This window comes from Paenarthrobacter sp. NPDC091669 (assembly GCF_044756725.1).
Lineage (GTDB): Bacteria > Actinomycetota > Actinomycetes > Actinomycetales > Micrococcaceae > Arthrobacter > Arthrobacter bambusae_C.
Genome location: NZ_JBIVTK010000020.1, coordinates 1 through 22,732, shown reverse-complemented (window position 1 = coordinate 22,732; position 22,732 = coordinate 1). Strand labels below are relative to the sequence as shown.

Below are 22,732 nucleotides of genomic sequence, written 5' to 3'. Positions count from 1 at the left end.
GCCAGCTTTACGATGCGTGCCGGCGCCCCGACATCGCCCAGAGATAGCATGACGCAAACTCCCGAGTCCCCCCCGCTGGCTGCTGGCCCGGCGTCGCGATCAGGACGGCATGGCCGTGGCGGAACGTACCGGCGTGCCCCTTCTCGAGGAATGCGTGATCCTGCAGCCGGGCGCCGCGCCGCAGAATTAAGGTGTTGCCGCCGTCTTCTCCCGCACTGAACCTCTGCGCGGTAGGGGGCGGCCTGGTCGCCTCCCGCCTGGCCGACAGGAGCGGCACGCAGCGCATTATCGCCTCCACGTTCGGACTGACCACCGTCTCGCTGCGCTCTTGACCTTCAGCTTCCCGCTGCCCATACTGATTGCCTTCATCGCGGTGGCCGCCGTAGGAACCCTGCGCACTCAAGTCCTGGCCCTGGCCGCCACCCAGTCGACGTAACCTGCAGGGCCGCCCGCGCCACGATTGAGTAACGGTTTTATACCAGTTGCGCCCTTTAGGGATATCCTGTGAATCAATCACGTCGGGCAGGGCAGCCCGCCGTACGCCAACGGACGGACGGGCAGACTTTGGAGCTCCGGCAGCTGAACTACTTCATCGCTGTAGCGGAAGAGCGGCACTTCGGCCGTGCGGCCAAGCGGCTCCACATGGCCCAGCCGCCCCTCTCCCAGCAGATCCGCCAACTCGAAGAGCAGCTTGGAGTGCGGCTGCTGAACCGCACAACCCGCAGGGTGGACCTCACGGCTGCGGGACAACTCCTGCTCGACCGGGGACGGCAGATCATCAACGACATGGGGACCTTGGAGGCAGACGTGTACCAGGTTGGCAAGGGTGCCACCGGAGTCCTCCGGGTGGGCTTCTCAGGCTCTGCAACCTACGGCGTCATGCCCCAGATCGCACGACTAGCCAAGCAGGTCCTTCCCGGCCTGTCCCTTGCCCTGAACGGTGAAATGCTCACGCCCTCCATGGAAGCCGGGCTCCGCGACGGCAGTCTGGACGCAGCATTGCTGCGTCCGCCCGTGTCATCCCAGGAGATCGACTACCGCGTCGTCGCCCAGGATCCGCTCGTCGTCGCGGTTCCCTCATTCAGCGCGCTGGCAGTGGACAGATGTGTGGCAATGCATGAACTGCAGGACCAGGATTTTGTCGCCTACGCGCCCGAGTCCGTGCTCTACCGCATCACCTCCGACCTGTGCCGCCAGGCTGGCTTCATGCCACGTATCACTCAGATCGTTGGCGAGACCTCCACAATGCTGGCATTCGTTGCTGCCGGCGGCGGCGTGGCAATCATGCCGTCCCGAGTGCGGGCCTTCCAGCTCGACGGCGTTGCTTACCGGGAGATCGAAAACGTCCCTCCCGTGGAACTTGCTGTCGCGTGGCTGCGTGGAAACCACTCCACCCTGCTGCAGAACTTCTTGGACGTCGTCGGGTCCGCAACCGCCTCACCGCCGGTGACCGTTCCATCCTCGGGGCCCGCCCCGTTTCCCACTGATGAAAGGCCTTCCACCTCATGAAGATCGCAACCGTCGAGGCGATTCCCTACTCCATTCCCTATCTCCACCCCCTGCACTTCGCCTCCGGTTCCGTCCACGAAGCCGACCATGTGCTCCTGAGGCTAAGGACCGACGACGGGGTGGTGGGTATTGCCGACGCTCCCCCGCGCCCTTACACCTATGGTGAGACGCAGAAGTCAATTGTTGCCATCGTTGAGGATGTTTTCGCACCCCAACTGATCGGCGTCGACATCTTCGACCGCGAGAAAATCCAGGAAATCCTCTACCGCACCATCCACAACCAAACCGCCAAGGGCGCCGTGGATATCGCACTGTGGGACGTGATTGGCAAGACCCTCGGACAACCGGTGACCAAACTGCTGGGCGGCTACACCGACTCGCTGCGCGTCTCCCACATGCTCGGCTTCAAACCCGCCGAGGAACTGCTCGACCTCGCCCTGGAATTCCGGGAAGCCCACGGCATCACCACGTTCAAGCTCAAGACCGGGCGCCGGCCGCTGCACCTCGACATCGAGGCCGTCCGGGTCCTGCGGGAAGGCCTTGGCGGGGACGTAGAACTGTACATGGATGCCAACCGGGGCTGGTCTGCCAACGAGGCCGCCGAGGTGCTGCGCCGCACGGCGGATTTGGGCTTACAGTTCCTCGAAGAACCGGATGATGCCCGCGAAGTACTGGGACGCCGCCGCCTCGTTGCCAACTCCCCCATTCCCATTGCCGCGGATGAATCCGCCCCCAACCTCGGCGAGGCCGCCCGGGAAATCCTCACCGGCGGGGCAAACCTGCTGTCCGTCAAGACCGCCCGGTCTGGCTTTACCGAAGCCGCCAAAATCGTCGGAATGGCCGAGGGCATGGGCGTCGACGTCTACATCGGTAACCAGATCGACACCCAAGTGGGCACCGTGGCGTCAGTTGTCTTCGGTGCCGCTTTCGCCCACACGGCCAAGCGGGCAGCCGAGCTGTCCAACTACCTGGACATGGCCGATGACCTGCTGGCCGAACCGCTCACCATCACTGACGGCCGCATCTCCGTTCCGGAGGGCCCCGGCGCGGGTACCGCTGTTAACGGAGAAAAGCTCGAGCTCTACCGCACCGACCGCTAGTTGCGATTCCCCCTGGCCGCCCCTTCAACCGAGAGATAAACATGAAGTACCTGGTCCACATGGACGTAAACCTGCCCGCCGACCTGCCCGCCGCTGAAGCCGCGGAAATCAAAGCCAAGGAGAAGGCGTACTCGCACGAATTGCAGCACTCGGGCAAGTGGCCGGAAATCTGGCGGGTGGTGGGCGAATACGCAAACTACTCGGTCTTCGACGTGGACTCCAATGACGAACTCCACGAGATCCTGCAGAACCTGCCGCTGTTCCCCTATATGGACATCTCGGTAGTGCCGCTCGCCAAGCACCCTTCTGACGTCAAATAGACCTTGCTGCGCAGGGCCAGCCGTCCTGCGTTCCGGGTCAGTCGTTGCCCCGGAACGCGGCGGCTAGCTCGCTGCGGGACCTGATCCCCATCTTCCGGTAGAGCCGCGTCAGGTGGTACTGCACCGTCTTCTCCGCGACGAACAGGGCCCGCGCCGCCTCCTTATTGGTTGCCCCGCCGGCCACAAGTTCTGCCACCGCCTGCTCCTGAGCGGTGAGCTGGAGGTGGTGGTCCCTGACCGCGGTGAGCACGGAGTCGGCCGGATCCAGCTGATTCCCCACGACAAGGCCCGTTGCCTTGAGTTCGCGGTCGCACCGATCCACATAGGTGGCGGCTCCCAGGGAGTCATACAGGTCGCGAGCCGCCCGCAGCACGGAGGATGCCAGCCGCTTCTTTCCCGCCCGGCGCATGCTCTGCCCGAAGGCAAAACTTATCCGCGCCCGCAGGTACGGCCGGTTGAGCCCGCTAAGGTGGCCCAACGCTGCCTCGAAGTGTTCCCGGGCTGTGTCAGGATCCCCCTGGGCGGCCCGGAGCCGGCCGCGCGCCCACGCCATCCGGGCCAGGTCGGACGGGATTTCCCGTTCCCGCCGCACGCCCTCGAAGGCTGTGAGGAAGGAGTCCGCGGACTCGAGCTGGTCCGTCATGACAAGTGCGTTGACGTAGGTATCCTGCCAGGGCCAGAAAGACACCCGGTCGTTGGTCCATGGATCCAGTTCCGTCAAGGGCTGCAACACCGCCAATGCGCTTTCATAGTCTGCCCTCGCCTCGTGAAAGCGGGCCCGGGCCAGGATTGCCGGAACCTGCATGGCAAGGTAAGTCCCCGGCTGTACCGAGGCCTGCGAGACGTAATAGCGGGCGCGGTCCCAATCGCCCCGCATGGACCAAAGCTCAGCGGCCGTCCAGTACAGCAGGGGCCTGATCAGCGGCATCCGTGATGTCTCCAGGCGCACGCTGGCACGGGCCACAGTGGCGGCCGCGGCATCCCAGTTCCCAAGCACCAACTGAGTCCGGGCCAGCCACGCCTCCGCCCAAAGGGAAATCCGCAACGATCCGCCGCGGTACTCGGTGGGCGCGGCTGACTCGAAATTCACCAGTGCGGACTCAACGTTATCCAGCCGCAGCGCCAGCCAACCGGCACCCATTTGGACCCGCTGCTTCTGCGCGTTTTCGGCAGCATGGGCGAAAGCGCGCCGGTAGGAAGCCTCCGCCTCTCCCACCCGGCCTCGGGCATACAGGCCCAGGCCGTAGATGGCTTCAGATTCTATGTGGGCAGGTGTCCCGGCCTCCGTCAGTGCCATGGCCCGCTCCGCCCAGCTGGTAATCGTCGGCCCGTCCCAGGACGCCACCCCGTGCAGGACGAAACGTTGGGCCACCTGCGCGGCGGTGGCCGGTTCGCGTTGGGGATTGCTGGTGCGCCAGGCCATGTCGAGCTGGCTCTGCGCGCTGTCATTCTGGCCGGACACGGTGGATAGGTAGCCGAGCACGGAGGAGCGGAGCGGCGAGGGCGGCAGGGCGTCCACTGCGGAGGCCCACATCTGTGCCTCGGCCACATTGCCCGATCCCACCAGGGCGTCCACTGCCCTCAGGAGCCGGTCATTGCGGGAACGGACACCAAAAGACAGCCGGGAGGCGGAAAACAGCGCCGTTGAAACGTCCTGCCAGGCACCCACCAATGCCCGCCGTCGGGCGAAGTCCTCCAGTTCCGAAGCCAGGGCCTCGTCGGCAGCGGGGGTGGCCGAGACGCGGTGGCCCAGCCTTTCGCCCTCTGAGTCCACGGCTTGGGCTGCCAGCCCATGAAGCTCAATGCGCCGGCCGGGGACCATCTGTTCGTAGATGGCCTCCGCCGTGCCTGTCTCAGAAAAGACGACGGCGGAACGCACATGGTCAACGGACAGCGCCAGCAAGCCGGCGCGATGGCCCTCGTCGAGGACTTCCAGGACGGATGCTACCCCGCTGACCCGGGACACCTCGGCCAAGCCGGTATTGCGTCCCAACACGGATATCGCCTCCGCGACGGAAACCAGGTCGGGGGAGGCCGCGTCCAGGACACTGCACACCCTGGCCCGGAGCCGCGAGGTGGGCGGCAGGGATGGGAACCACGTCAGCCAGGTGTCGGCCGGCAATTCGCTCAGAAGTTCCACTATCTGTTGCGGCAGGCCGTCCGTGTGCCGCATGAGTGCGTATGCCGCCGTCGTGCTGAGGTCCATCCCAAACAGCCGCCGGGCAACTTCCTGGACCTGCGGCGGGGACAGCGGCTCTAGCGGGATGCGCTGCACCTGGTGGCCCGTGAGGAAGTCGAGCACGCCGGCGGGCATGCGTGGAGCGTCAGACGGGTTAAGCGTCAGCAGAAACAGGATGCGCTTGCTGTGCAGACGGCGGATCACGAATGTGAGGATGCGCAGGCTCTCCACGTCCAGCTTATGGACGTCGTCGACGGCGACCATGACGCTCCCGTGGGATTGCAGCGCTTCGAGGTGTGTGCCGAACGTCGCAGCGTAATTGATCACTTGGCTGGCCGTGAGGGAGGCGACGGGCGCCGCCGGCAGGGAGGGACCGCCGTCGTCACCCTTAGCCGAACGCAGCGGCGAAGTGAGCATGAGCTGGGAGTATCCGGCGAGGGCAAACTGCGCCTCCCACTCGTCCCCCGTGGCTGACAACACTCGGATCCCGCGGGCCCCGGTACGGCAGTGCTCCAGGAAGGACTCCAGTACGGCGGTTTTCCCGGACCCCGACGGGCCGCTAAGCACTACCGTGGCCACTTTGCCCTTGCGCACGTTCCGGAGGATCTCCAGCAGATCCTCGAACACCGCGGACCGGCCAACCAGCAACGAATCCTCCCCCATACCGCCCTGGGCGGACCGCGCAGTCATGGGCGCAAGTCTACCGGAGCGGGCTGTCCATCCCCTGTGGGCGCATCCACCTAAAGGGCCTACCCGAGGTCCCCGCCGGCCACGGGAAGAATGCAGCCGGTCAGGTAGGACGCTTCATCCGAGGCGAGGAAAACGATGGGCGCAGCCTGTTCGTCCAGAGTGCCGTAGCGCTTCATAAAGGTGGACTGCATGGTCTGTTCCACGATCACCTGGTACCAGGCCTTTTCGGCGGCGGATTCGGCCTCAGGCCCCCGCTTGACCTGGCGGGGGGGCGCCTCGGTGCCGCCGGGTGCAGTGGCCACAACTCGGATGCCGCGGCCTGCAACCTCCATAGCCAGAGCCTGCGTCAGGGCGTTGACGCCGCCCTTCGCGGCGGCATAGGGCACCCGGTGCAAACCGCGAGTGGCCACCGATGAAACATTGACGATGGTGCCCGATTCCTGCTGCAGCATGGATGGCAGGACGGCCCGGCAGCTCCAGAGGGTAGGAAAGAGCGAGCGGCTGATTTCCATCTCGATCTTGTCCTCGTCGTATTCCTCGAAGGGCCGGGCCCAAATTGTACCTCCGACGTTGTTCACCAGCACGTCCACCCGTCCGCGGGCAGCGAGGGCCGTTTGCACAGCCTGCTGCGCACCGGCGAAGGTCTCAAGGTCGGCGGTTACGGACGTGGCCGAACCTCCAGAACCGGATGCCTTTGAAACACCATCAATGTCCATTGCCACTTCGTGGACGAGCTCCGCGCGGTCCACCAGGACCACGTCCCCGCCCTCAGCGGCAATACGCTCGGCCACCTTCTGGCCAATGCCTTGTGCCGCGCCCGTTACCACAGCTGTCTTACCGGCGAACCGCCCCGGGCTCACGAACTGTCCCGCGTATGGGATTGCCATCAGTAAGCAGCCCTAGCGTCAATCGCTCCGGCCATGGTTTCCTTCGCATCGTGGGCATGGGCTGTGATGACCTCCCGCAGGCGTGCCCTGTCCTGCTGCTCAAAGGCGGCGACGATGTCTAGGTGGTCCTGCGTCACGCGTTCAAAAATCGGCGTTCCCGGCTCGAAGGCGGCAGCCATCTGAGCATGGACGTCGAGCCTGCGGTAGGACTCTAGCAGCATGGGGTTGTCACAGATCACGAAGAGGTACTCGTGGAAGTCTTCGTTGGTGCGGGCGAACTCCTCAGGCTCTTTGATGATTCCGGCCTCCACCGAACGTACGGTAGCCCCGGCGAGCCGCCGGAACTGGCGCAGCTGCTCGTCGCTCAACCGGCCCAGCATCAGTTCGCTGACTGCAAGCTCCAGGCCCATGCGGGCGTCCAGTTGGGCGAAGCTGTCTTCCTTCCGGAAGTCCAACCGGCCGGTCACTAGCGACGAGACAGCCTCGCTGCGGCTAATTCTGTCACCTTCGGCCTCGATCTTCCCGGCAGGAGCAGGCGCGCCCGTCTCGGCGTCACCGCCGGTAATTTCCTTCGGGGCGAACCGCTCGAAGTAGAAGTTGGCGGGCTGGATCCCCTCGCTGTCCAGCCACTTCGAAACTGCGTTGACCATGGGAGGCGGGCCGCACAGGTAGATGTCGACATCGCCGTCATTAAGGTGGGCGGGCGCAATGATCTGCGTGACGTAGCCGGTATGGGGCGCGGACGTACCAGGCTCGGAGGCGATGTAGTCCCATGTGAATCCCGGCAGCCTTGCCTCATATTCGCGCAGCCAGTCCAGGCCGACGATGTCCGCTTCCCGGGTCAGGCCGTAGATCAGGTGGACCGGGGCTTCCGGAGGGTTTTCAGACAGCTTCTCGAGGATAGACAGGAGCGGTGCCAGACCGGTGCCCCCGGCCAGGAGCAGCAGGGGCCGCTTGGGCACGCGAAGGAAGAACGAGCCGAAGGGGCCGGTGAAATCGATGGTATCGCCCACGGCTGCGCGGTCGCGCAGGTATTCGGACATGGCGCCCTGGGGCGTCACTCGAACCATGAAGGACACATCCTGCACTTCCGGACCGCTGCTGAATGAATAGGAACGCTCAGCCTCAGTGCTTGGGACCTTGAGGTTGACGTACTGTCCTGGCAGGAAGGCCAACGCGTCCCGGTTCTGCACCTCCAGCGTAAAGGACACCGTGGTGTCCGTGTGCCGGTTGAGCTCCTTGATGGTGGACGTGAAGGTAGCTGCGGCCGTCTTCGCTGATTCGGAGGTGGCGGGGATCTGAATGACCAGGTCCGATTCAGGCACCGCTTGGCAGGTAAGCAGGTAACCGTTGTCGAGCTCCTCCTCGGTCATAGCGTCGTCAATGTAGTCCCCTGGGTCGAAGGAGCCGGAGTCGCAGAAGGCCTTGCAGGTGCCACACGCACCGTCACGGCAATCTGAGGGGATGTTGATGCGCGCCTTGTAGGCGGCGTCCATGACGGTCTCGCAGGCGCCGACCTTAATGACTTTGGTGACGCCGTCCTCGAAGCTGAGGGCTACGTTGTGGCCCATGATTTCCTCCTGGCTGGGCGGGCGCGTCATACGACCCGGGAAAGTTCTGGTGTGCCCGGCGGGCACCTGTAATCGGTTGAAGCCTTTGGAGCCGATGCCCGGACGGCCGGGCACCGGCCCACCGGGCGATCAAATCATGTAGACATCCACCACGTGGTGAATGTAGTCGTTCTTCAGGACGACCTTCTTTTTCATGATCACTGGCGTAGCACCGGAAAGATCGATCGTGTAGAAACTCGTCCCGAAGTACGTATCGGTGGTGTTGTACCGGAAGTACAGGGTGAACCAGTTGAAGCGCGCTTCCACCCGGACGCCGTCGTGCCCCATGATCTCGATGTCCGTGAGGTTGTGTCCGGTGCGGGGTTCCGGCAGGGAGGTGGCGGAGGACCGGTCCGTTTTGATCCGGAAAACGCGGTCCTCGATGCCGCCGCGGTTGTCGTAGTAGATGAGGGAGATCTCGTTCTGCGGATCCTGGGTCAGCCGGTCATCGACGTCCCAGGCAGGCATCCAGAATTCGGAGTCCGGATGGTAGCACTCCAGCCACTCGTCGAACTGGCGGTCATCCAGTAGCCGGGCTTCCTTGTACAGGAAAGCACGGACAGTTTCGAGGGTCGCGATTTCCTCGGCGGTCTTCAGCGCCGCCGGGGGCAGGGTCAGGTTGGTCATGTTTTTGCGAACTCTCTTTGTTCCAAGGGTCTCGGTCAGGCGGTGGCGGGAACGGCATCAAGTGCGGCGCGCTCGTCCTCCACCAGGGCCTGGTCCATGACTTCTTTCCAATACCCGTGCTGGACGGGGTACAGCCCTTCGTCTTCAGTGCGCACTCCAGAGGCGATCACCCTGGTCATGCCCAATGCCACGGCCTGCTCGTCGGGTCCTGCAATCTCATGGGTAGAGCCGCGGGTCATGTCATTCCACGGTGCCGTGGTTGCCCAGTAGGTCTTGTTGCAGGAACGGAATTCCTCCAGGTCATCCGGTGTGGCCATGCCGGTGGCGTTGAAGAAGTCCTCGTACTGGCGGATGCGCTTGGAGCGGTTCTCCTGGGATTCGCCCTTGGGGGCTATGCAGTAGATGGTGACTTCGGTCTGGTCCGCTGAGATGGGACGGAAGTGGCGGATCTGGGAAGAGAACTGGTCCATGATGTACACGTTCGGGTACAGGCACAGGTTGCGGGAGATGTTGATCATGAAGTTGGCCATCTCCTCGCCATACTTCGCGACGAGCTCGTCGCGGCGGTCCCAGAGCGGGCGGTCCTCCGGGTTGGTCCATTCCTGCCACAGCAGCAGGTGGCCGTGGTCATAGGAGTAGAAGCCGCCCTTGACCTTGCCCCACTTGCCGGCGTCCATTGCCTTGGTCTTGTTGGCTGAATCGCCCGCGGTGCGCCGGGCGGTGGTGGCAGCGTAGTTCCAGTGCACGGCGGTGACGTGGTAGCCGTCCGCGCCGTTCTCTGCCTGGACCTTCCAGTTGCCGTCGTAGGTGTAGGTGGATGATCCGCGCAGGACCTCGAGTCCTTCTGGGGACTGGTCCACGATGGAGTCGATCACTTTGGTGGCGTCACCGAGGTGCTGCTCGAGCGGCAGCACTTCGGCCTTCAATGAACCAAAGAGAAAGCCTCGGTAGGACTCGAAGCGGGCAACTTTAGTGAGGTCGTGCGAGCCTTCTTTGTTGAAGGTTTCCGGGTAGCCGGCATTACGGGAGTCCTTGACCTTCAGCAGCTCCCCGGAGTTTTTGAAGGTCCAGCCGTGGAATGGGCAGGTGAAGGTGGTGCGGTTATCCGTCTTGCGGCGGCAGAGCATCGCGCCGCGGTGCGAACAGGCGTTGACGATGCAGTTGAGGTTGTTCTCCTTGTCGCGGGTGATCACAACGGGAGTGCGGCCGATGTATGTGGTGAAGTAGTCACCTACGTTGGGGATCTGGGACTCGTGGGCGACGTAAACCCAGTTGCCCTCAAAGATGTGCTTCATCTCCAGTTCGAAGATGTCTTCGTCGGTGAAGATTTCGCGCTTTGCGCGGATGACCCCGTTTTCACGGTCGTCGATGACAGAGTCGTTAAGGACCTCGCGGGCATGGCTCAGGTTCTCGGTCATGGCGTGCTCCTCCATTGGAGATTGCTGGACGGATGGTCGGGAGGTCCGTTTTCGAAAGCTGAGCCTCGCCGCGGACGCTAGGATTACAAGTCTTGCTGTTCGCGGCCGTGCTCACATCAGGCAAATGCCTAGGTTGGACCAAGGGCGTCTTTATGTACAGATAATGACTAGAAAGAGCATTAATTTATATTTGTAGCGTCCTTATCCGCGGTCTAAGCTCAGACGGACATCACGCGATGCTGCGTTGGCAGGCGTGCCTCCTCCCCGTCCTGGATACGGGCGCAGGATGCCTTCCTTGCCCTATTCGATGAAGAATGTGGAGAACATCATGACCGAGACCCGAACCAAAAGCCGCAAAGAGAACGAAGGGACCGCCGTCGAAGCCGGCTCCAAGGCTACCGAGCGCTTCGCCGCCTCCGGCAAGCTGGCACAGCTGGATGTGCCGAAGGTGAGGGTGAGCCTGCTGGCAGGCGCCCTCATCAAGGCCGCCAACGACATTGTCGTTGAGCACCAGGTTACCTACGAGGAGTACAACGCACTTAAAGCCTGGCTCATCAAGGTGGGCACCGACGGCGAGTGGCCGCTGTTCCTCGACGTGTGGCTGGAACACACCGTCGAGGACGTCAATTCCCAAGACCGTCCCGGCACCAAGGGCACCATTGAAGGGCCCTACTACGTGCCCGGCTCCCCTCAAATCCACACCCCCGCCACCGTTGAAATGCGAGACGATGAAAAGGGCGCTCCCTTGCGCTTCACAGGCCGCTTCACAGACACCGAAGGCAACGCAATCCAGAACGCCCAGGTGGAAATCTGGCACGCGGACAGCGACGGTTTTTACTCTCAGTATGCCCCGGGCCTCCCGGAATGGCTCTTCCGCGCCACGGTGAAGGCCGACGACGACGGCCGCTTCGAGATCAATACGATGCGCCCAGCCCCTTACCAGATCCCCACCGACGGGGCCTGCGGACAGCTCATCAGCGCTGCAGGCTGGCACGCCTGGCGTCCGGCGCACATTCACATCAAGGTTTCTACGCCCGGCTACCAGCCCGTAACGCAGCAGCTCTACTTCCCCGGCGACCCCCACAACGCTGACGACATCGCCTCCGCAGTCAAGCCTGAACTGATGCTCGACCCCCGACCCCGCACCGACGGTGGAGCCGGCGAAGAAGTGGTCTATGACTACGTTCTCGCCAAGGAGGGGCAGACCAAATAGGGATAACTGCCGGTATCCGCTGCAGGGGCGCCTTGGCCCCGGCGCCCAAGGCATCTGGGACCAAATTTCCGGGGTGCCTGTCTTTTGCCGAACGACGCCCAGGAGCCTGAATGACACCGTCCCGTCAAGGACCAGGACGCAGCCCTGACACAGCAGCCGCGGAGGCTGCCGGAACGACCCGGGCTGCGTCTTCCCGGGATTCGCCCAGAGGTTGCGTGATGTGGCCCTGCCCTATGCCTCCACCTGGATGATTGGTTTGATCTTCACCGCCTCAGGGCCCATAGCATCACCCTGGTCGTCGGCGGCGCGGGGGACACGCAACCAGTTCCCTTTCTGAGTGTTTGGCATCCTCTTCTCAGGCGGTGCAGCAACCGATTTGATGTCATTTCTGGACAGCCAGCCTTGGGTTTGCCAGGTCCATTCCCGGGACTGTCGTCTTGGGCCCGTCCCTGCAGCACATGTCCTTCCTGGAAGTAGTAGGGGCCTTCTTTACGTCGGGAGCGCTCATCCTCACGCTGGGCGCCACCGGGCGATCCATAGGATCAAGGCCGCCATCCCGATGCCTCTCGTCATGGCAATGGTTGCTACAGTTTTCCTGAGGTTCGGCACGGATATTGTTGCCTCTACACAGAGAAATCCCACCGTTGCCGGGCCGATCCTGGGCGCATTCTTGATACTGAGTGCGGCGCCGGGGCTGGGAAGGTTCCTTCCGCCTGTTTCTGGACCACTGTTGGGAGACCTGAACGTGGCAGCCAGCGGCCATTTCAGGCCGGGAACAAGGAGGGTCCGTTCCTGGCCGCACCGATGTTTACGGCTCCTGAGCTGACCTGGGCGGCACAGCTAGAACTGGTTGTTTCCTTGGCACTCACAGTGCTGTTCGTTCAGAACGGCCAGGGCATCGCTGTTCTCCTGACAGCTGGCCACCGTCCGCCCCTCAATGTCTTTGCCGTCGTTTCGGACGCCTTCTCCATACTCCATGCAGGATTCGCGGCCGTTTCAGCATGCGTCGGGCCCACACGCCCTATTGACATCTTCGAGAACCAAGGAGCGCCAACACAGCGCGCCGTGGTCTCCGGCGGCCTCGTCCTTGTCTGCGCAGTCCTGGCTCCGACGCTGACCCGGCTGATACTGGCGGCGCCAACCGAATTCGTCCTGCCACTCGAGTCATCGCAATGTTGCGGGCTCTCCAGCAGGCCATTGTGACCGCCTCCGCCGGAGCCTTCACCCTGGGATCACTGATGCGTTCGTCCTGACCATCTCGGGATTGAATTTGTTCTAACATCCACGCCGTGTTCTGGGTCATCGTCTTCGGCTACACGGGGTCCCGGCCGCTGGAGGGTTCGGACCAATGCAATATCGTAGGAAGCTCGCGGCAACGGCTCTTACAAGGGCACCCGCAATGGCGCCGATTGCGTCGCCCCGCCGGGGAAAGCCTGCGGGTACTTGTCCACCGCAGACGGTCCAGTTCCAGGCACCCCAGGGAAGCATGTTGGGTACACATAGTGCTTGATGCGCTTTAACTCTTCGGTATCTACGTTTTCCGATGATCATGCTTGCCAGCAGCGACTGGGCTGAGCAACGGCCCTTTGCCCCGCCGAGAGGTCGGGCACGGCGATTCCATTCAGAAAACGAAGGCTGGGACGTGGCAGCCACGTGGCCCGTTAGGGCACACCCTTGCCTGACGCCAGTGTCAGGCATCCCCTGATATGCCGAATCAGATCGAAAGGGAACGTCGGATCCGTTCTAGGTCCCCATGCTCAAACCTTTGGCCCGCGCGTCCTCGGGAAGACTCTCGATGTATGGGGATAAGTACGGACAGACCTCCATGGTTAGGTTGGTTCGAAGCCAACGGTTATGTCTTCATCGATGAACCGGAATTCGCAGGTGGAGTTTTCATATTTTGGCCAACTCAGCCGGTGGACGCTGGGGTTTCCCCATTCTACAAATGCAATGAAGGCCTTGTGCATGAAATGCCCGATGCGGTCGATGACTTCTGGGCCGAGGCCTTGAATGAAGCCTGCGCTCTGCCACCTCTCGAAATTGTTGAAGTTGAAGGGAAGGTCAGGACATTGGGTAGCGCCGAGGCGACTCGCAAGCTTATCGGCGCCAAGATCCCCGCCGAATGCGGCGATGTTGTCTGCGACCAACCGAAGGGCAACGGCTTGATCATCGAGCCAGAGGTTTTCGCAATCCCCCATGCCTGACAGGTAACCGGACGCGCCCAACCTGTAGTTAATCCTTGCAACAACCATGTCTCCATCTCCAGCGAAAGTGTCCCCCGCGTAGTACGGAACCTTCCAGATCCCTCCAGGAGGCCCCGCCGTGTACCAAACCAAAACCGGTCTCTTTTATCGTCAACCGCTGGAGTCCAGATATTCAGGTACAGACAGTCTTCACTAAAAGGGGGTGATCCATGCTCAACCATGAGCGGAGAGCCGCCAGGTACGTATGGCTGGGGCGTCGACGGGCCATACGTTTCCGCGCTTTTTACTCCCGGCCACCCTTCGTGGGGGCTTAAGGATTCCACCGCAAGTCGCCAATGGGTGGGCACACTTGCGCACCTGTGACGACAAGACTGAACGCCTCCAGCCCCATGAGTAGACGGGAAGCCTGCGCAATTAGTGTCCTCCGTTAGGACAGTCGGGGTCGGTGCCGCGCTAGCCCGCCTTGAAGGGATCCGTCAGAGTGCGCTATGAGTACGGACTCCTTCGACCGACTGATGGCGCAACAGCTGTTGTGGCTCATGGATTAACGCGGCAGATCCCGCCTGAATTCAGAGAGAAGTGCAACAAGGAGAGGAGGCTTCGGAGGAACGGAGCCAAGGTCCCAGCTCTCTGCACAGGAACCAGCCCAGTAGGTGGGAGCCCGCAGATTTATGGATACGACGTTTCTCGAGAAGCGGCACTGGCCCCGATATAAGCAACATTCGCCGGCATGTTCAGATTCCTGGATACATCCAACGAGTAGGGGGAGGGAGAAGCGAGACAAGGATAGGTGACGTAATTCGCAAGGGGAACGATGCCAGCAGACTTTGAGCTTCGATCCAACCATGGCGGCCGCACGTCGCAATCGTCGACGAAGTCCATGGTCGGATTCTGCCCACGGCCCGGTACCCTGACGAGGTCTTCTGCCTAGCTTGCTCCACCTCCCGAACCTCCCGTGCGGTTGCACTAGGGCGTTGGGATTTTTGGATCGCACAGAAATAACGAGGACGTCAATGCGCCCCGGTTTCGACGTCGCCCCCCGCGTTGGTCCAACGGGACGGATGAGCGCGGCAAGAACAAAGGAAAACCGTTACGCAATAAAGACTCGGAGTGATTGTTGACGGCAGGGGTGCATTGGACTCCATGGTCTTTGATGGGTAGGCAGGCCGACAGAAAGGGGCTTTTACCGTCCGGAGCGTAGCGTGGTCGTCACGGCTCGCGCCGCCGACATCACGGCTGGAATCAGCGGCTGCAATGACCCGCGGGAAGACGGGACGACGACCGACATCGCCGCAATGATGTCCCCTTCTCGGCCGAATATGCCTGCTGCCACGGAGTTCGCCTCAACGGGTGGCATCTCGCCACGAACTGTAGCGTGGCCGTTGCTGCGAACAGCCGCGAGTTCGCTTCTGAGTGCATCTGAATCGGTGATGCTTTTCGGGGTGTGTTCGGCTAGGTGGCCGTCCAACACCTGGTTCAGGGTTTCAGGGGGGGCATAAGCGAGCAAAACCTTACCCGCTGCCGACGTGTGGAGCGGTAGCCGGCCACCTGGGCGTGAGACGAGCTTCATGGTTCTGGGACCGGAGAGCCTTTCCACGATCAAGCCCTCGTTCCCATCCCGAACAACTAATTGAACATGTTCCCGAAGCGAATCGTGGAGCACCTGCATATATGGCATCGCTATGCGTCGTAGCGGCAAAGACGATGGTGCTAATGCGCCAATCTCCCAAAGCCTGATACCGACGACGTAGGTTCCATGGGGCGTCTGGGCAAGGAACCTGGCAGCGCAAAGCTCCTTGACGAGGCGTCTCGCAGTGGCATGGGCCAGCCCGGCATGATGGGTTATCTGGGCCAGAGTCAGTTCAGAATGCCGAGTGTCAAAGGCGCCCATGACGTCGGCTACCCGGCCCACCAATGACCGCTGGTCAGAGGCATTCCTGCGCACGGCACCCCCTCAGCTTGAATTTGCGACTGCCCACTCAGTGAACATCCTACCAACATCGGAGGGGTGGCGTACGTAACGTCGAGCAATAAGCTCTAGCGAGTCAGAGACCGTCTCGGTTCACTCGCACGTATCGAAAGGAACCGCATATGGCTGGAGAGTCGCTGGACATCGCGATCGCGGGCGGTGGAATCGGTGGACTGGCTACAGCAGGCTTCCTGGCTCGCAACGGCCATCGAGTTACAGTCTTCGAGAGAGCCTCGGAGCTTCGGGAAGTAGGCGCAGGGCTTCTGGTTGCCCCGAACGCTATGCGCCTCTTGCGCCGCCTTGGTGTTGCAGAGATCGTCGAAGAGCGCGGTGTGAGGCTGGAGGCCGGCTGGGAGTTCCGGAGGTGGCAGGACGGAACTGTCCTGTCTGTCGAAGACATGGACAAGCGCTGCATCGACCTCTATGGCGAGCACACCTATACTCTTCACCGTGCTGACCTCCTCGCCGCGGTAGCCTCGTCAGTCCCAGAGGGATCTGTTCGCACGGGAAATGTTGTCGTCCGCGCCGAGCAGGATGCCGATGGGGCTTTCCTCCATCTGGAGAGCGGGGAGATACATCGGGCCGACATTGTGATCGGCGCTGACGGCGTGCATTCTGCGGTGCGCGGCGCCGTCACCGAACCATCCCCCGCCGACTTCTCGGGAGTCAGTGCCTTTCGGGCGCTAGTGCCGGCTGTGGCTGCGCCAGACTTCGCCCGACGCCCAGTGCATACGCTGTGGCTTGGGCCGGATCATCATCTGGTTCACTACCCTATTTCAAACGGGCGTTGGATTAACCTCGTCGCATTCGCCCCGGCGGGCGACTTCACTTTGGAGTCGTGGTCCACCACAGCGGCCCTCTCAGAGTTGCAGACAGAATTTGCAGGCTGGGATCCGCGACTTCAGGGACTCATTGGGGCTGCCAGCCAACCCGGTCGATGGGCTCTTCTCGACCGCAAACCGTTGACGCAGTGGGCTGATGGCAGGATCGCCTTGCTGGGCGACTCCGCGCACCCGATGTTCCCCTTCTTTGGCCAAGGCGCCGCGCAGGCCATTGAGGATGGCGCCGTGCTGGCTAAGTGTCTCTCTGGCGGTCTCGATCCCGCAGCGGCGCTGCAGAAGTACCAAGAGATACGCATCCCGCGCACTCGCAAACTGCAGATCGTCAGCCATGACCGCAAAGAAGTAAATCACCGGCCTGACGGGCCCGAGCAGGTAACACGAGACGCGGAACTCCGCGGCAAGGACGCTCTCTTGCACTCGGAATGGATCTACGCTTACGACCCGGACGCTGAGGGGTCACCCGAGCAACTCGGCACAGACTTTGCACTTGCGGACCACCCTCGCAGATAAGCCTCGAACCAAACTCTTCCTAAATCCCTCCTATCAATAAGGAAAAAATGAGCATCAACATCAAGGGCGGCCACCACATCACGATGTGCGTTGGCGGCGCGCAAGAAGACGTTGACTTCCACGTCGGAGTTCTGGGCTTGCGATTGATCAAGCGCACGGTTCTGTTCGATGGCGCGGTTCCCGTCTACCACCTCTACTACTCCAATGCGAACGGTGACCCGAGCTCGGTGATCACCACCTTTCCCTTTGCACGGCAGGGAATAATCGGCCGCCGTGGGAACAACCAGGCCCGGGAAGTGCTGCTATCTGTCCCGGTAGGCTCGCTGGACTATTGGCAGAAGCGGCTCAACGCCCACGAGATCAAAACAGCCAACATCGAGCTCTTTGGCTCACGGCGGGTGCTCTTCATGCACCCGAGCGGCATTGATTACGTCCTCATCGAGTCTCCGAATGACCCCCGGGTGGGGTTCGTAGGCGGCGGCGTTCCGATAGAGTACGCCATCCACGGTGTCCACGGCGTTGGGATTGTTGCATATTCGCCGGACGCCATGATCGAGTTCTCCACCGAGTCCTTCCTCATGCAGGAAGGTATCGAGGAGGACGGAGATCGTTGCGCAATCCGCGTAGGCGACGAAGGCGTGTTTGGGAACCACGTTGAGATCATCGGCAATCGCTCCGAAGACCAGGGGACGTGGACTTACGCAGCGGGGACAATCCATCATTTCGCATGGAACATGGGGGATCTTGTCAACCAAGCCCAGATAAAGAACGATCTGGAGGCGCGTGGGTACACAGACCTCTCTGAGCTTAAGGACAGGAAGTATTTCAAATCCCATTATGTGCGCACCCCTAGCGGCGCGCTCTTCGAGCTGGCAGTCACCCACCCTGAAGGCGGCTGGGCCTGCGATGAACTGCCGGAAGAGCTTGGGTTCCGATTCCAACTACCTCCTCAGTTTGAAGAGCGCCGCACTGATATTCTGGCCCAGCTCGAGACAATCAACGTCTAGTCATGGCCGAAACTGTAGTGGTGATCGGGACTGGCGGTACTATCGCTTCCATGGAGCCGAACGCCGGCGTCGTGGTCAAAACTTTCGGCAGCGCGGATCTCCTTGGCCTGATCCAACCCATTCCAAATATTGAAACAGAAGGCCTTGATTTCCGGTCGAACTACCCGATGGGTTGGGACATTGACTGGTCACTGCTGTGTGACCTTTCGTCCTTTGTTCGGGAGCATCTTGCGCGTCCGGAGGTAGCTGGCGTCGTTATCACTCACGGAACCGACGTGTTGGAGGAGGTCGCTTGCTTCTTGCAGCTGACCCTGGAAACAGACAAGCCGGTTGTGGTCACGGGCGCCATGCTGAACCAATCACAGCCAGGCTTCGACGGTGGGCGCAACCTCCACGACGCCATACGTCTTGCAGCGACAGGCACCTCCGGGCTTGGCGTGTGCGTTGCATTCAACGGCACCGTGATAGCTGGCATCGACGCAACCAAAGGACATACGACCCGCGTTAACTCTTTTGCTTCGCCGAACGGTTTCCTTCTGGGGCATGTGGATCGTGATCGCATCTCCATCCGCACACACGACAACGACTTCCCCGCCTATGCTGTCTCTGCAACGGAAGCACCATCCGTACCGCTGTTATGGACATACGTGGGAGCACCGGCAGGAGCTGTCAGCGCCCTATCTGATGAGGCGGACGCCTTGGTCATCGCCGGTACGGGCATGGGACATGTTCCGTCCTCCTGGATGCCTCTAATACGCGAGTTCTCGTCCTCTGGAAGACCGGTGCTGATCGCTTCGCGGTGTGGCAGCGGTTCGACCGGGTTGGGATATGCCGGCGCAGGGGGCGATCTGGATCTCCAGGATGCAGGGGTATTGTGGGCAGGCGATCGTCGGCCCCTCCATGCACGGATAGAGCTTATGTGCGCTCTATCCGCAGGATTGTCTCTGCCCGCCCTGAGGCCGGTGTTCCCATGAGGGACGATCCGACAAGGGAGTTCCCGGTTCAGGGGGAAGACGCGTTGTCGAACGTTGGTACGTACCACATGTTGACAAGCCTCATCGTACCCCGTCCGATTGCGTGGATATCAACCACCTCCTCTGCGGGGGTGGACAACTTGGCACCGCATTCCTTCTTCACGGTTTCCTGCCGGAATCCGCCGATCGTCCAGTTCACTTCCGTGGGCAGAAATGACACCATCAAGAACATCAGCGAAACCGGTGAATTCGTTGTGAATTCTTCGCCAACAGACCTATTTGAAAAGATCAATCTCACCGGAACGAATTTTCCTCGTACCGTGAGCGAGTTCGATGCAGTCGGACTTTCGCGAGCGGCTTCCAAGGTGGTACGCACGCCGCGAGTAGCTGAAGCGCCGAGCGCCATCGAATGTCGGCTGGACAGAATTATCGATCTGGGCGACTCAGCGATTGTTCTCGGCGAGGTACTGCACATCGCAGTGAAGGAGAGCGTGCTTCTGATCGACGGTGATCGGGTCCACCCCCTGATCGGTCGCCTTTCACCCTTGGCGCGCCTGGGGCGGAACGAATGGGCTGAGATGGGTGCTATACGGACGATCGACCGCATTCCTTATGACGAGATCTAAAACTGCCTTCTGGAGCGAATTCTCAAGTTTGTACTTAACAGAGGACAAACCCTGTGACCGCGATCCAGAATGTCAGGCGAACCATAAACGGGAATGCCTCTTGGCTTGAGGTAGTAACGGTCTGATTCGTTGCCGCCCTGCATATCTGGAAATTACCGGCTGCTCTGCGGGTGATCCAGAGTTCCCTGGGATTCTCGTTGTTGACGGCGGGTGCGCTCTTGGGCATTGTTCAGCTTGCGGGAATGATCGGCGGGTTGGCGGTCTCCTTGCTGGCCGAGGTGTTCGGTTCGCGCCGAATTCTAATTCTGGGCTTGCTCTTCCTCAGCGCGGGTTCTCGGCGGCAGGCGCGTTGTCTACAGGAGCCGGTTCACTGCTAGACTCGCGCGCCGTTGAAGGGCTTGGCTTTATCGTTCCAACTGTGGTCGGGCCGGGATTAATTCCGTCCTTCACCCCCGTACGCCGCGGATTAGTCTTGCCCTGGGTTGGTGCGCCCACCAAGGAACTGCCACACTGTTTGCTTCTGCAAGTGAATAGCTGGCAAGTGCTGTGGTGGGTCATGGCAGGAGTCAGCATGCGCCCTGCCCCATTTGTCTTGAGGTTTGTATCGGCCGACCAGCGGAACAGCTCCAAGATAACCCCCGTGGCCCCGAAGCGCATAAGGATCACTGGAAGGGTCTGGTTGGGTGTGGATCGCCGGCATTATCTTTGGTTGCTACACAATCCAGTGGATGGCGATAGTGGGATTCCTGCACACCCTCTACGCGGAGAGTGGGTTAACCGGTGTGGTCCCAGGCATAGTTACCGGAATTATCGGGGGGCTGAACGCCCTGGGCGCCGTTCTTACAGGTGTATTTCTGCACCGCGGTGCTTACGCAAAGTCACTGCTGCTGGTCTCTTTCGGTATCATGGCGGCCGCCAGTACCCTCGGCTTCGCTGTTAGCTGGTCATCCATTCCTGGGGGCATGGCTTGGCAGATCGCCTGCGTGGGTCTGTTCTCACTTTCCGGCGCCATGCTTCCGTCAACCATGACCCGCACGGCCGTGGACCTAGCTCCCAGGGGTGGGTCCACGGCCGGCTGCAATAGGCCTTATGCAACAGATCTTCAGCATCGGCAACTTCACCGGCGCGATGCTGGTGGCATGGCTGGCGATGGCTACAGGAGGCTGGTTATCGACGTGGTGGATAACCGTCACTTTCGCCGCTTTAGGCATCGCTCTGTCACTAGCGCTTCACGAGAACGAAATACATTCCAGCTTTCCTCTGGACTAAAAGCTGGACCTTGTCACAGGGCTAGGTCAAAGTCCCATCCACTGCTCTCACCAGGATCCTGCATTAAGAGGAAGGGCCTTCTCGGCCGTGGCTCACCGGCGTCATCGTCACTTACGCGATTCGGCGGCATACCTGGCCTAAGGGTTGCCGGCCGCTCCTGACTCTCCGCACCGCTGCGGGCACCAAAGCTGTCCGCCAGGGCAGCGACACCTACACTCAGATTGACGGCGTGCCGATATCGGGCCCACTGCCGCAGCACCAAGTCCGGGAAACCACCGCTGCGGCGGGCAAGGGCGCAACGCAGGCACTCGCTGGCGCCGAACTCGTCGTAGGGACCGCACCGGGCGAGGTCCTGCGTGGACCACAACTACCGGGACCACGTCAAGACGACTTCGCTTGAATACACTCTGCTCCCTCGAGCTGGTAACCCGCTGACCCTGTCGGTAGGTGCCGTCGACCATCAAGCACTCGCTTGCCTTTGAACCGGCCTCCATGCCGGAGTCCTCGGTGCCACGCCAGGGCGCTGGACTCCCCTGAAGCGATTCAATCAAGTGAAGATATCGTCATGGGCGCCAGACGGGGGTCACCGTCCGCCCCTTGGGGTGGACGGTGACTCTGGTGAATCCGTGCGGGCGGCTATTTGGTTTTGAGGTTTTCGTTGAGGAATCGCAGAATAGTCTGCCAAGTTATGGGCGCCAAGGCACCGCCCATTTCCGCCGAGCGCCCTCCCCCGTGCCGCACCGTACTGACGGCAGCATCATCGTTGAGGAAGTCGTGGTTGTGATCGTAGCCGTGGACGGAGTGGAATGTGGCCGGAGTTCCCCCGAGTGAGAGCGCTTCGAAGAGCAACTCACTTTGGTGATGGGGGACAAGAGTGTCCATGTCACCGTGGGCAATGAGGAACGGCGGGGTCGTAGCGCCGACATAGGTGATCGGGTTTACCGCGGCCACGAGGTTTTGATCCTGCCCTACAGGGGCTCCGATCAGGCGGGATTCCGGTGAAAGCGGATCGCTGTGTCCGTCTTCAAGATTGAATCGTTCGTTGAAGCTCGCCGTCGCTCCGGGCGGCATGTTGTCATCCATTTGACTAAAGTCGGTAGGGCCGTAAAGATCGATTACTGCTTGGACAGCGCTCGAGGACCCCAACGTACCGACATTCCCCTCGGCCCATGGCAAGTTGGATGTGACACCGAGCATGGCGGCTGTCCAGCCGCCTGAGGAGTTTCCCATGGCAGCTATGCGCCCAGTGTCCAAATTGTAGGCGTCAGCGTTGATGCGGAGCCAGCGCACGGCCGCTTTGGCATCGTGAAGCTGAGCAGGAAACTGAGCTTGAAGGCTGGATCTAATTGCTATCGCGGCGACGGCGAAGCCATGCTCGCACAGGGCTTGGGCGATTTGGTCGCCCAAGCTGTTGCCGTTGTCGAGCGACCACCCTGACCCTGCACTCCAGACGACGACTGGAGCGGGCGCTTGGGACTCCTTTGGGAGATACAGATCCAATGTTCCAGCGTTGCCGGGAAGGTCGGCGTAAACCAACCCCTTTTGCGCTTCGTATGTAACTGGTTTCAACAGGTCATCAGTGTCAACCGGTGGCTGCATGGTGCCTCTTTCTGGGATAAGTGGGTGAAGACTGCAAAGACGGGCATAGCGAGGATTCGAGTGGTCTGGGATCCTCATAACGAGGTGGGGAACGTTTGCGTACTCGGGTGCATGTGGCGACACCGATAGGCAGGTGAAAACGTCGAACGGAAAATGCCCCAGGCGCATTATTAAGGGTC

The 22,732-nt window shown here is 61.5% G+C and carries 20 protein-coding genes and 1 pseudogene; 12 read left to right on the top strand and 9 right to left on the bottom strand.

The features are described from left to right. Nucleotides 1-194 precede the first annotated feature (194 nt). From ACIQLI_RS22375 to catC, 4 genes are all read left to right on the top strand, one after another. Nucleotides 195-332, top strand: coding sequence for a hypothetical protein (locus ACIQLI_RS22375; protein ID WP_400392602.1), 138 nt, complete (start codon nt 195-197; stop codon nt 330-332). 232 nt (nt 333-564) lie between these two features. Beyond that, nucleotides 565-1,509 carry a LysR substrate-binding domain-containing protein gene (locus ACIQLI_RS22370; protein WP_400392620.1) on the top strand — a complete coding sequence of 315 codons (945 nt, stop codon included), beginning with the start codon at nt 565-567 and terminating at the stop codon, nt 1,507-1,509. Next, nucleotides 1,506-2,609 (top strand): mandelate racemase/muconate lactonizing enzyme family protein, encoded by a 1,104-nt coding sequence (locus ACIQLI_RS22365; RefSeq protein WP_400392600.1) that lies wholly within the window; start codon nt 1,506-1,508, stop codon nt 2,607-2,609. Before ACIQLI_RS22370 ends, ACIQLI_RS22365 begins: the two co-directional genes overlap by 4 nt. A gap of 41 nt (nt 2,610-2,650) precedes the next feature. Then, a complete protein-coding gene (gene catC, locus ACIQLI_RS22360) occupies nt 2,651-2,929 on the top strand; it encodes a muconolactone Delta-isomerase (RefSeq protein WP_400392599.1) in 279 nt (92 codons plus the stop codon). A 37-nt stretch (nt 2,930-2,966) separates the two neighbouring features. On the opposite strand, the gene ACIQLI_RS22355 is transcribed toward catC, so the two are convergent. The 5 genes from ACIQLI_RS22355 to benA all read right to left on the bottom strand — a co-directional run bounded on the left by ACIQLI_RS22355 (nt 2,967) and on the right by benA (nt 10,340). Then, complete coding sequence (locus tag ACIQLI_RS22355; protein WP_400392597.1) at nt 2,967-5,798, bottom strand: AAA family ATPase; 2,832 nt, start codon at nt 5,796-5,798, stop codon at nt 2,967-2,969. A 59-nt stretch (nt 5,799-5,857) separates the two neighbouring features. After that, on the bottom strand, nt 5,858-6,685 hold the full coding sequence (locus ACIQLI_RS22350; RefSeq protein ID WP_400392595.1) for a 1,6-dihydroxycyclohexa-2,4-diene-1-carboxylate dehydrogenase: 828 nt from the start codon (nt 6,683-6,685) through the stop codon (nt 5,858-5,860). Next, a complete protein-coding gene (benC, locus tag ACIQLI_RS22345; RefSeq protein ID WP_400392593.1) occupies nt 6,685-8,256 on the bottom strand; it encodes a benzoate 1,2-dioxygenase electron transfer component BenC in 1,572 nt (523 codons plus the stop codon). Before benC ends, ACIQLI_RS22350 begins: the two co-directional genes overlap by 1 nt. A 129-nt stretch (nt 8,257-8,385) precedes the next feature. Beyond that, on the bottom strand, nt 8,386-8,922 hold the full coding sequence (gene benB, locus ACIQLI_RS22340) for a benzoate 1,2-dioxygenase small subunit (protein WP_400392591.1): 537 nt from the start codon (nt 8,920-8,922) through the stop codon (nt 8,386-8,388). 35 nt (nt 8,923-8,957) lie between these two features. Then, nucleotides 8,958-10,340, bottom strand: coding sequence for a benzoate 1,2-dioxygenase large subunit (benA, locus tag ACIQLI_RS22335; protein ID WP_400392589.1), 1,383 nt, complete (start codon nt 10,338-10,340; stop codon nt 8,958-8,960). A 328-nt stretch (nt 10,341-10,668) separates the two neighbouring features. Here benA and catA point away from each other — a divergent pair, with 328 nt between their 5' ends. Both catA and ACIQLI_RS22325 read left to right on the top strand, forming a co-directional pair. Further along, entirely contained in the window at nt 10,669-11,553 is an 885-nt protein-coding gene (catA, locus tag ACIQLI_RS22330; protein WP_400392586.1) for a catechol 1,2-dioxygenase, read from the top strand. An 804-nt stretch (nt 11,554-12,357) separates the two neighbouring features. Beyond that, nucleotides 12,358-12,756, top strand: a complete 399-nt coding sequence (locus ACIQLI_RS22325; RefSeq protein ID WP_400392583.1) for a benzoate/H(+) symporter BenE family transporter — start codon at nt 12,358-12,360, stop codon at nt 12,754-12,756. Nucleotides 12,757-13,382: 626 nt separating this feature from the next. Here ACIQLI_RS22325 and ACIQLI_RS22320 read toward each other — a convergent pair. The 3 genes and pseudogenes from ACIQLI_RS22320 to ACIQLI_RS22310 form a co-directional block, all read right to left on the bottom strand. Continuing rightward, nucleotides 13,383-13,889 carry a carboxylesterase family protein gene (locus ACIQLI_RS22320; protein WP_400392580.1) on the bottom strand — a complete coding sequence of 169 codons (507 nt, stop codon included), beginning with the start codon at nt 13,887-13,889 and terminating at the stop codon, nt 13,383-13,385. 29 nt (nt 13,890-13,918) lie between these two features. Continuing rightward, a pseudogene (locus ACIQLI_RS22315) lies at nt 13,919-14,080 on the bottom strand (carboxylesterase family protein); the annotation flags it as partial. Nucleotides 14,081-14,940: 860 nt separating this feature from the next. Next, complete coding sequence (locus ACIQLI_RS22310; RefSeq protein WP_400392617.1) at nt 14,941-15,669, bottom strand: IclR family transcriptional regulator; 729 nt, start codon at nt 15,667-15,669, stop codon at nt 14,941-14,943. A gap of 179 nt (nt 15,670-15,848) precedes the next feature. On the opposite strand from ACIQLI_RS22310, the gene ACIQLI_RS22305 reads away from it, so the two are divergent. The 6 genes from ACIQLI_RS22305 to ACIQLI_RS22280 all read left to right on the top strand — a co-directional run bounded on the left by ACIQLI_RS22305 (nt 15,849) and on the right by ACIQLI_RS22280 (nt 21,354). Further along, a complete protein-coding gene (locus ACIQLI_RS22305; RefSeq protein WP_400392577.1) occupies nt 15,849-17,078 on the top strand; it encodes an FAD-dependent monooxygenase in 1,230 nt (409 codons plus the stop codon). A gap of 47 nt (nt 17,079-17,125) precedes the next feature. Then, entirely contained in the window at nt 17,126-18,085 is a 960-nt protein-coding gene (locus ACIQLI_RS22300) for a ring-cleaving dioxygenase (RefSeq protein ID WP_400392574.1), read from the top strand. A gap of 2 nt (nt 18,086-18,087) precedes the next feature. Then, nucleotides 18,088-19,059, top strand: a complete 972-nt coding sequence (locus tag ACIQLI_RS22295) for an asparaginase (RefSeq protein ID WP_400392571.1) — start codon at nt 18,088-18,090, stop codon at nt 19,057-19,059. A gap of 68 nt (nt 19,060-19,127) precedes the next feature. Beyond that, the gene (locus ACIQLI_RS22290) at nt 19,128-19,685 is read left to right on the top strand and encodes a flavin reductase family protein (protein ID WP_400392568.1); all 558 of its coding nucleotides are present in this window, start codon (nt 19,128-19,130) and stop codon (nt 19,683-19,685) included. Between the two features lie 1,089 nt (nt 19,686-20,774). Continuing rightward, nucleotides 20,775-20,954 carry a hypothetical protein gene (locus ACIQLI_RS22285; RefSeq protein ID WP_400392565.1) on the top strand — a complete coding sequence of 60 codons (180 nt, stop codon included), beginning with the start codon at nt 20,775-20,777 and terminating at the stop codon, nt 20,952-20,954. Between the two features lie 229 nt (nt 20,955-21,183). Further along, nucleotides 21,184-21,354, top strand: coding sequence for a hypothetical protein (locus ACIQLI_RS22280; protein WP_400392562.1), 171 nt, complete (start codon nt 21,184-21,186; stop codon nt 21,352-21,354). Between the two features lie 236 nt (nt 21,355-21,590). On the opposite strand, the gene ACIQLI_RS22275 is transcribed toward ACIQLI_RS22280, so the two are convergent. Next, a complete protein-coding gene (locus ACIQLI_RS22275; RefSeq protein ID WP_400392559.1) occupies nt 21,591-22,553 on the bottom strand; it encodes an alpha/beta hydrolase fold domain-containing protein in 963 nt (320 codons plus the stop codon). Between the last annotated feature and the right edge of the window lie 179 nt (nt 22,554-22,732).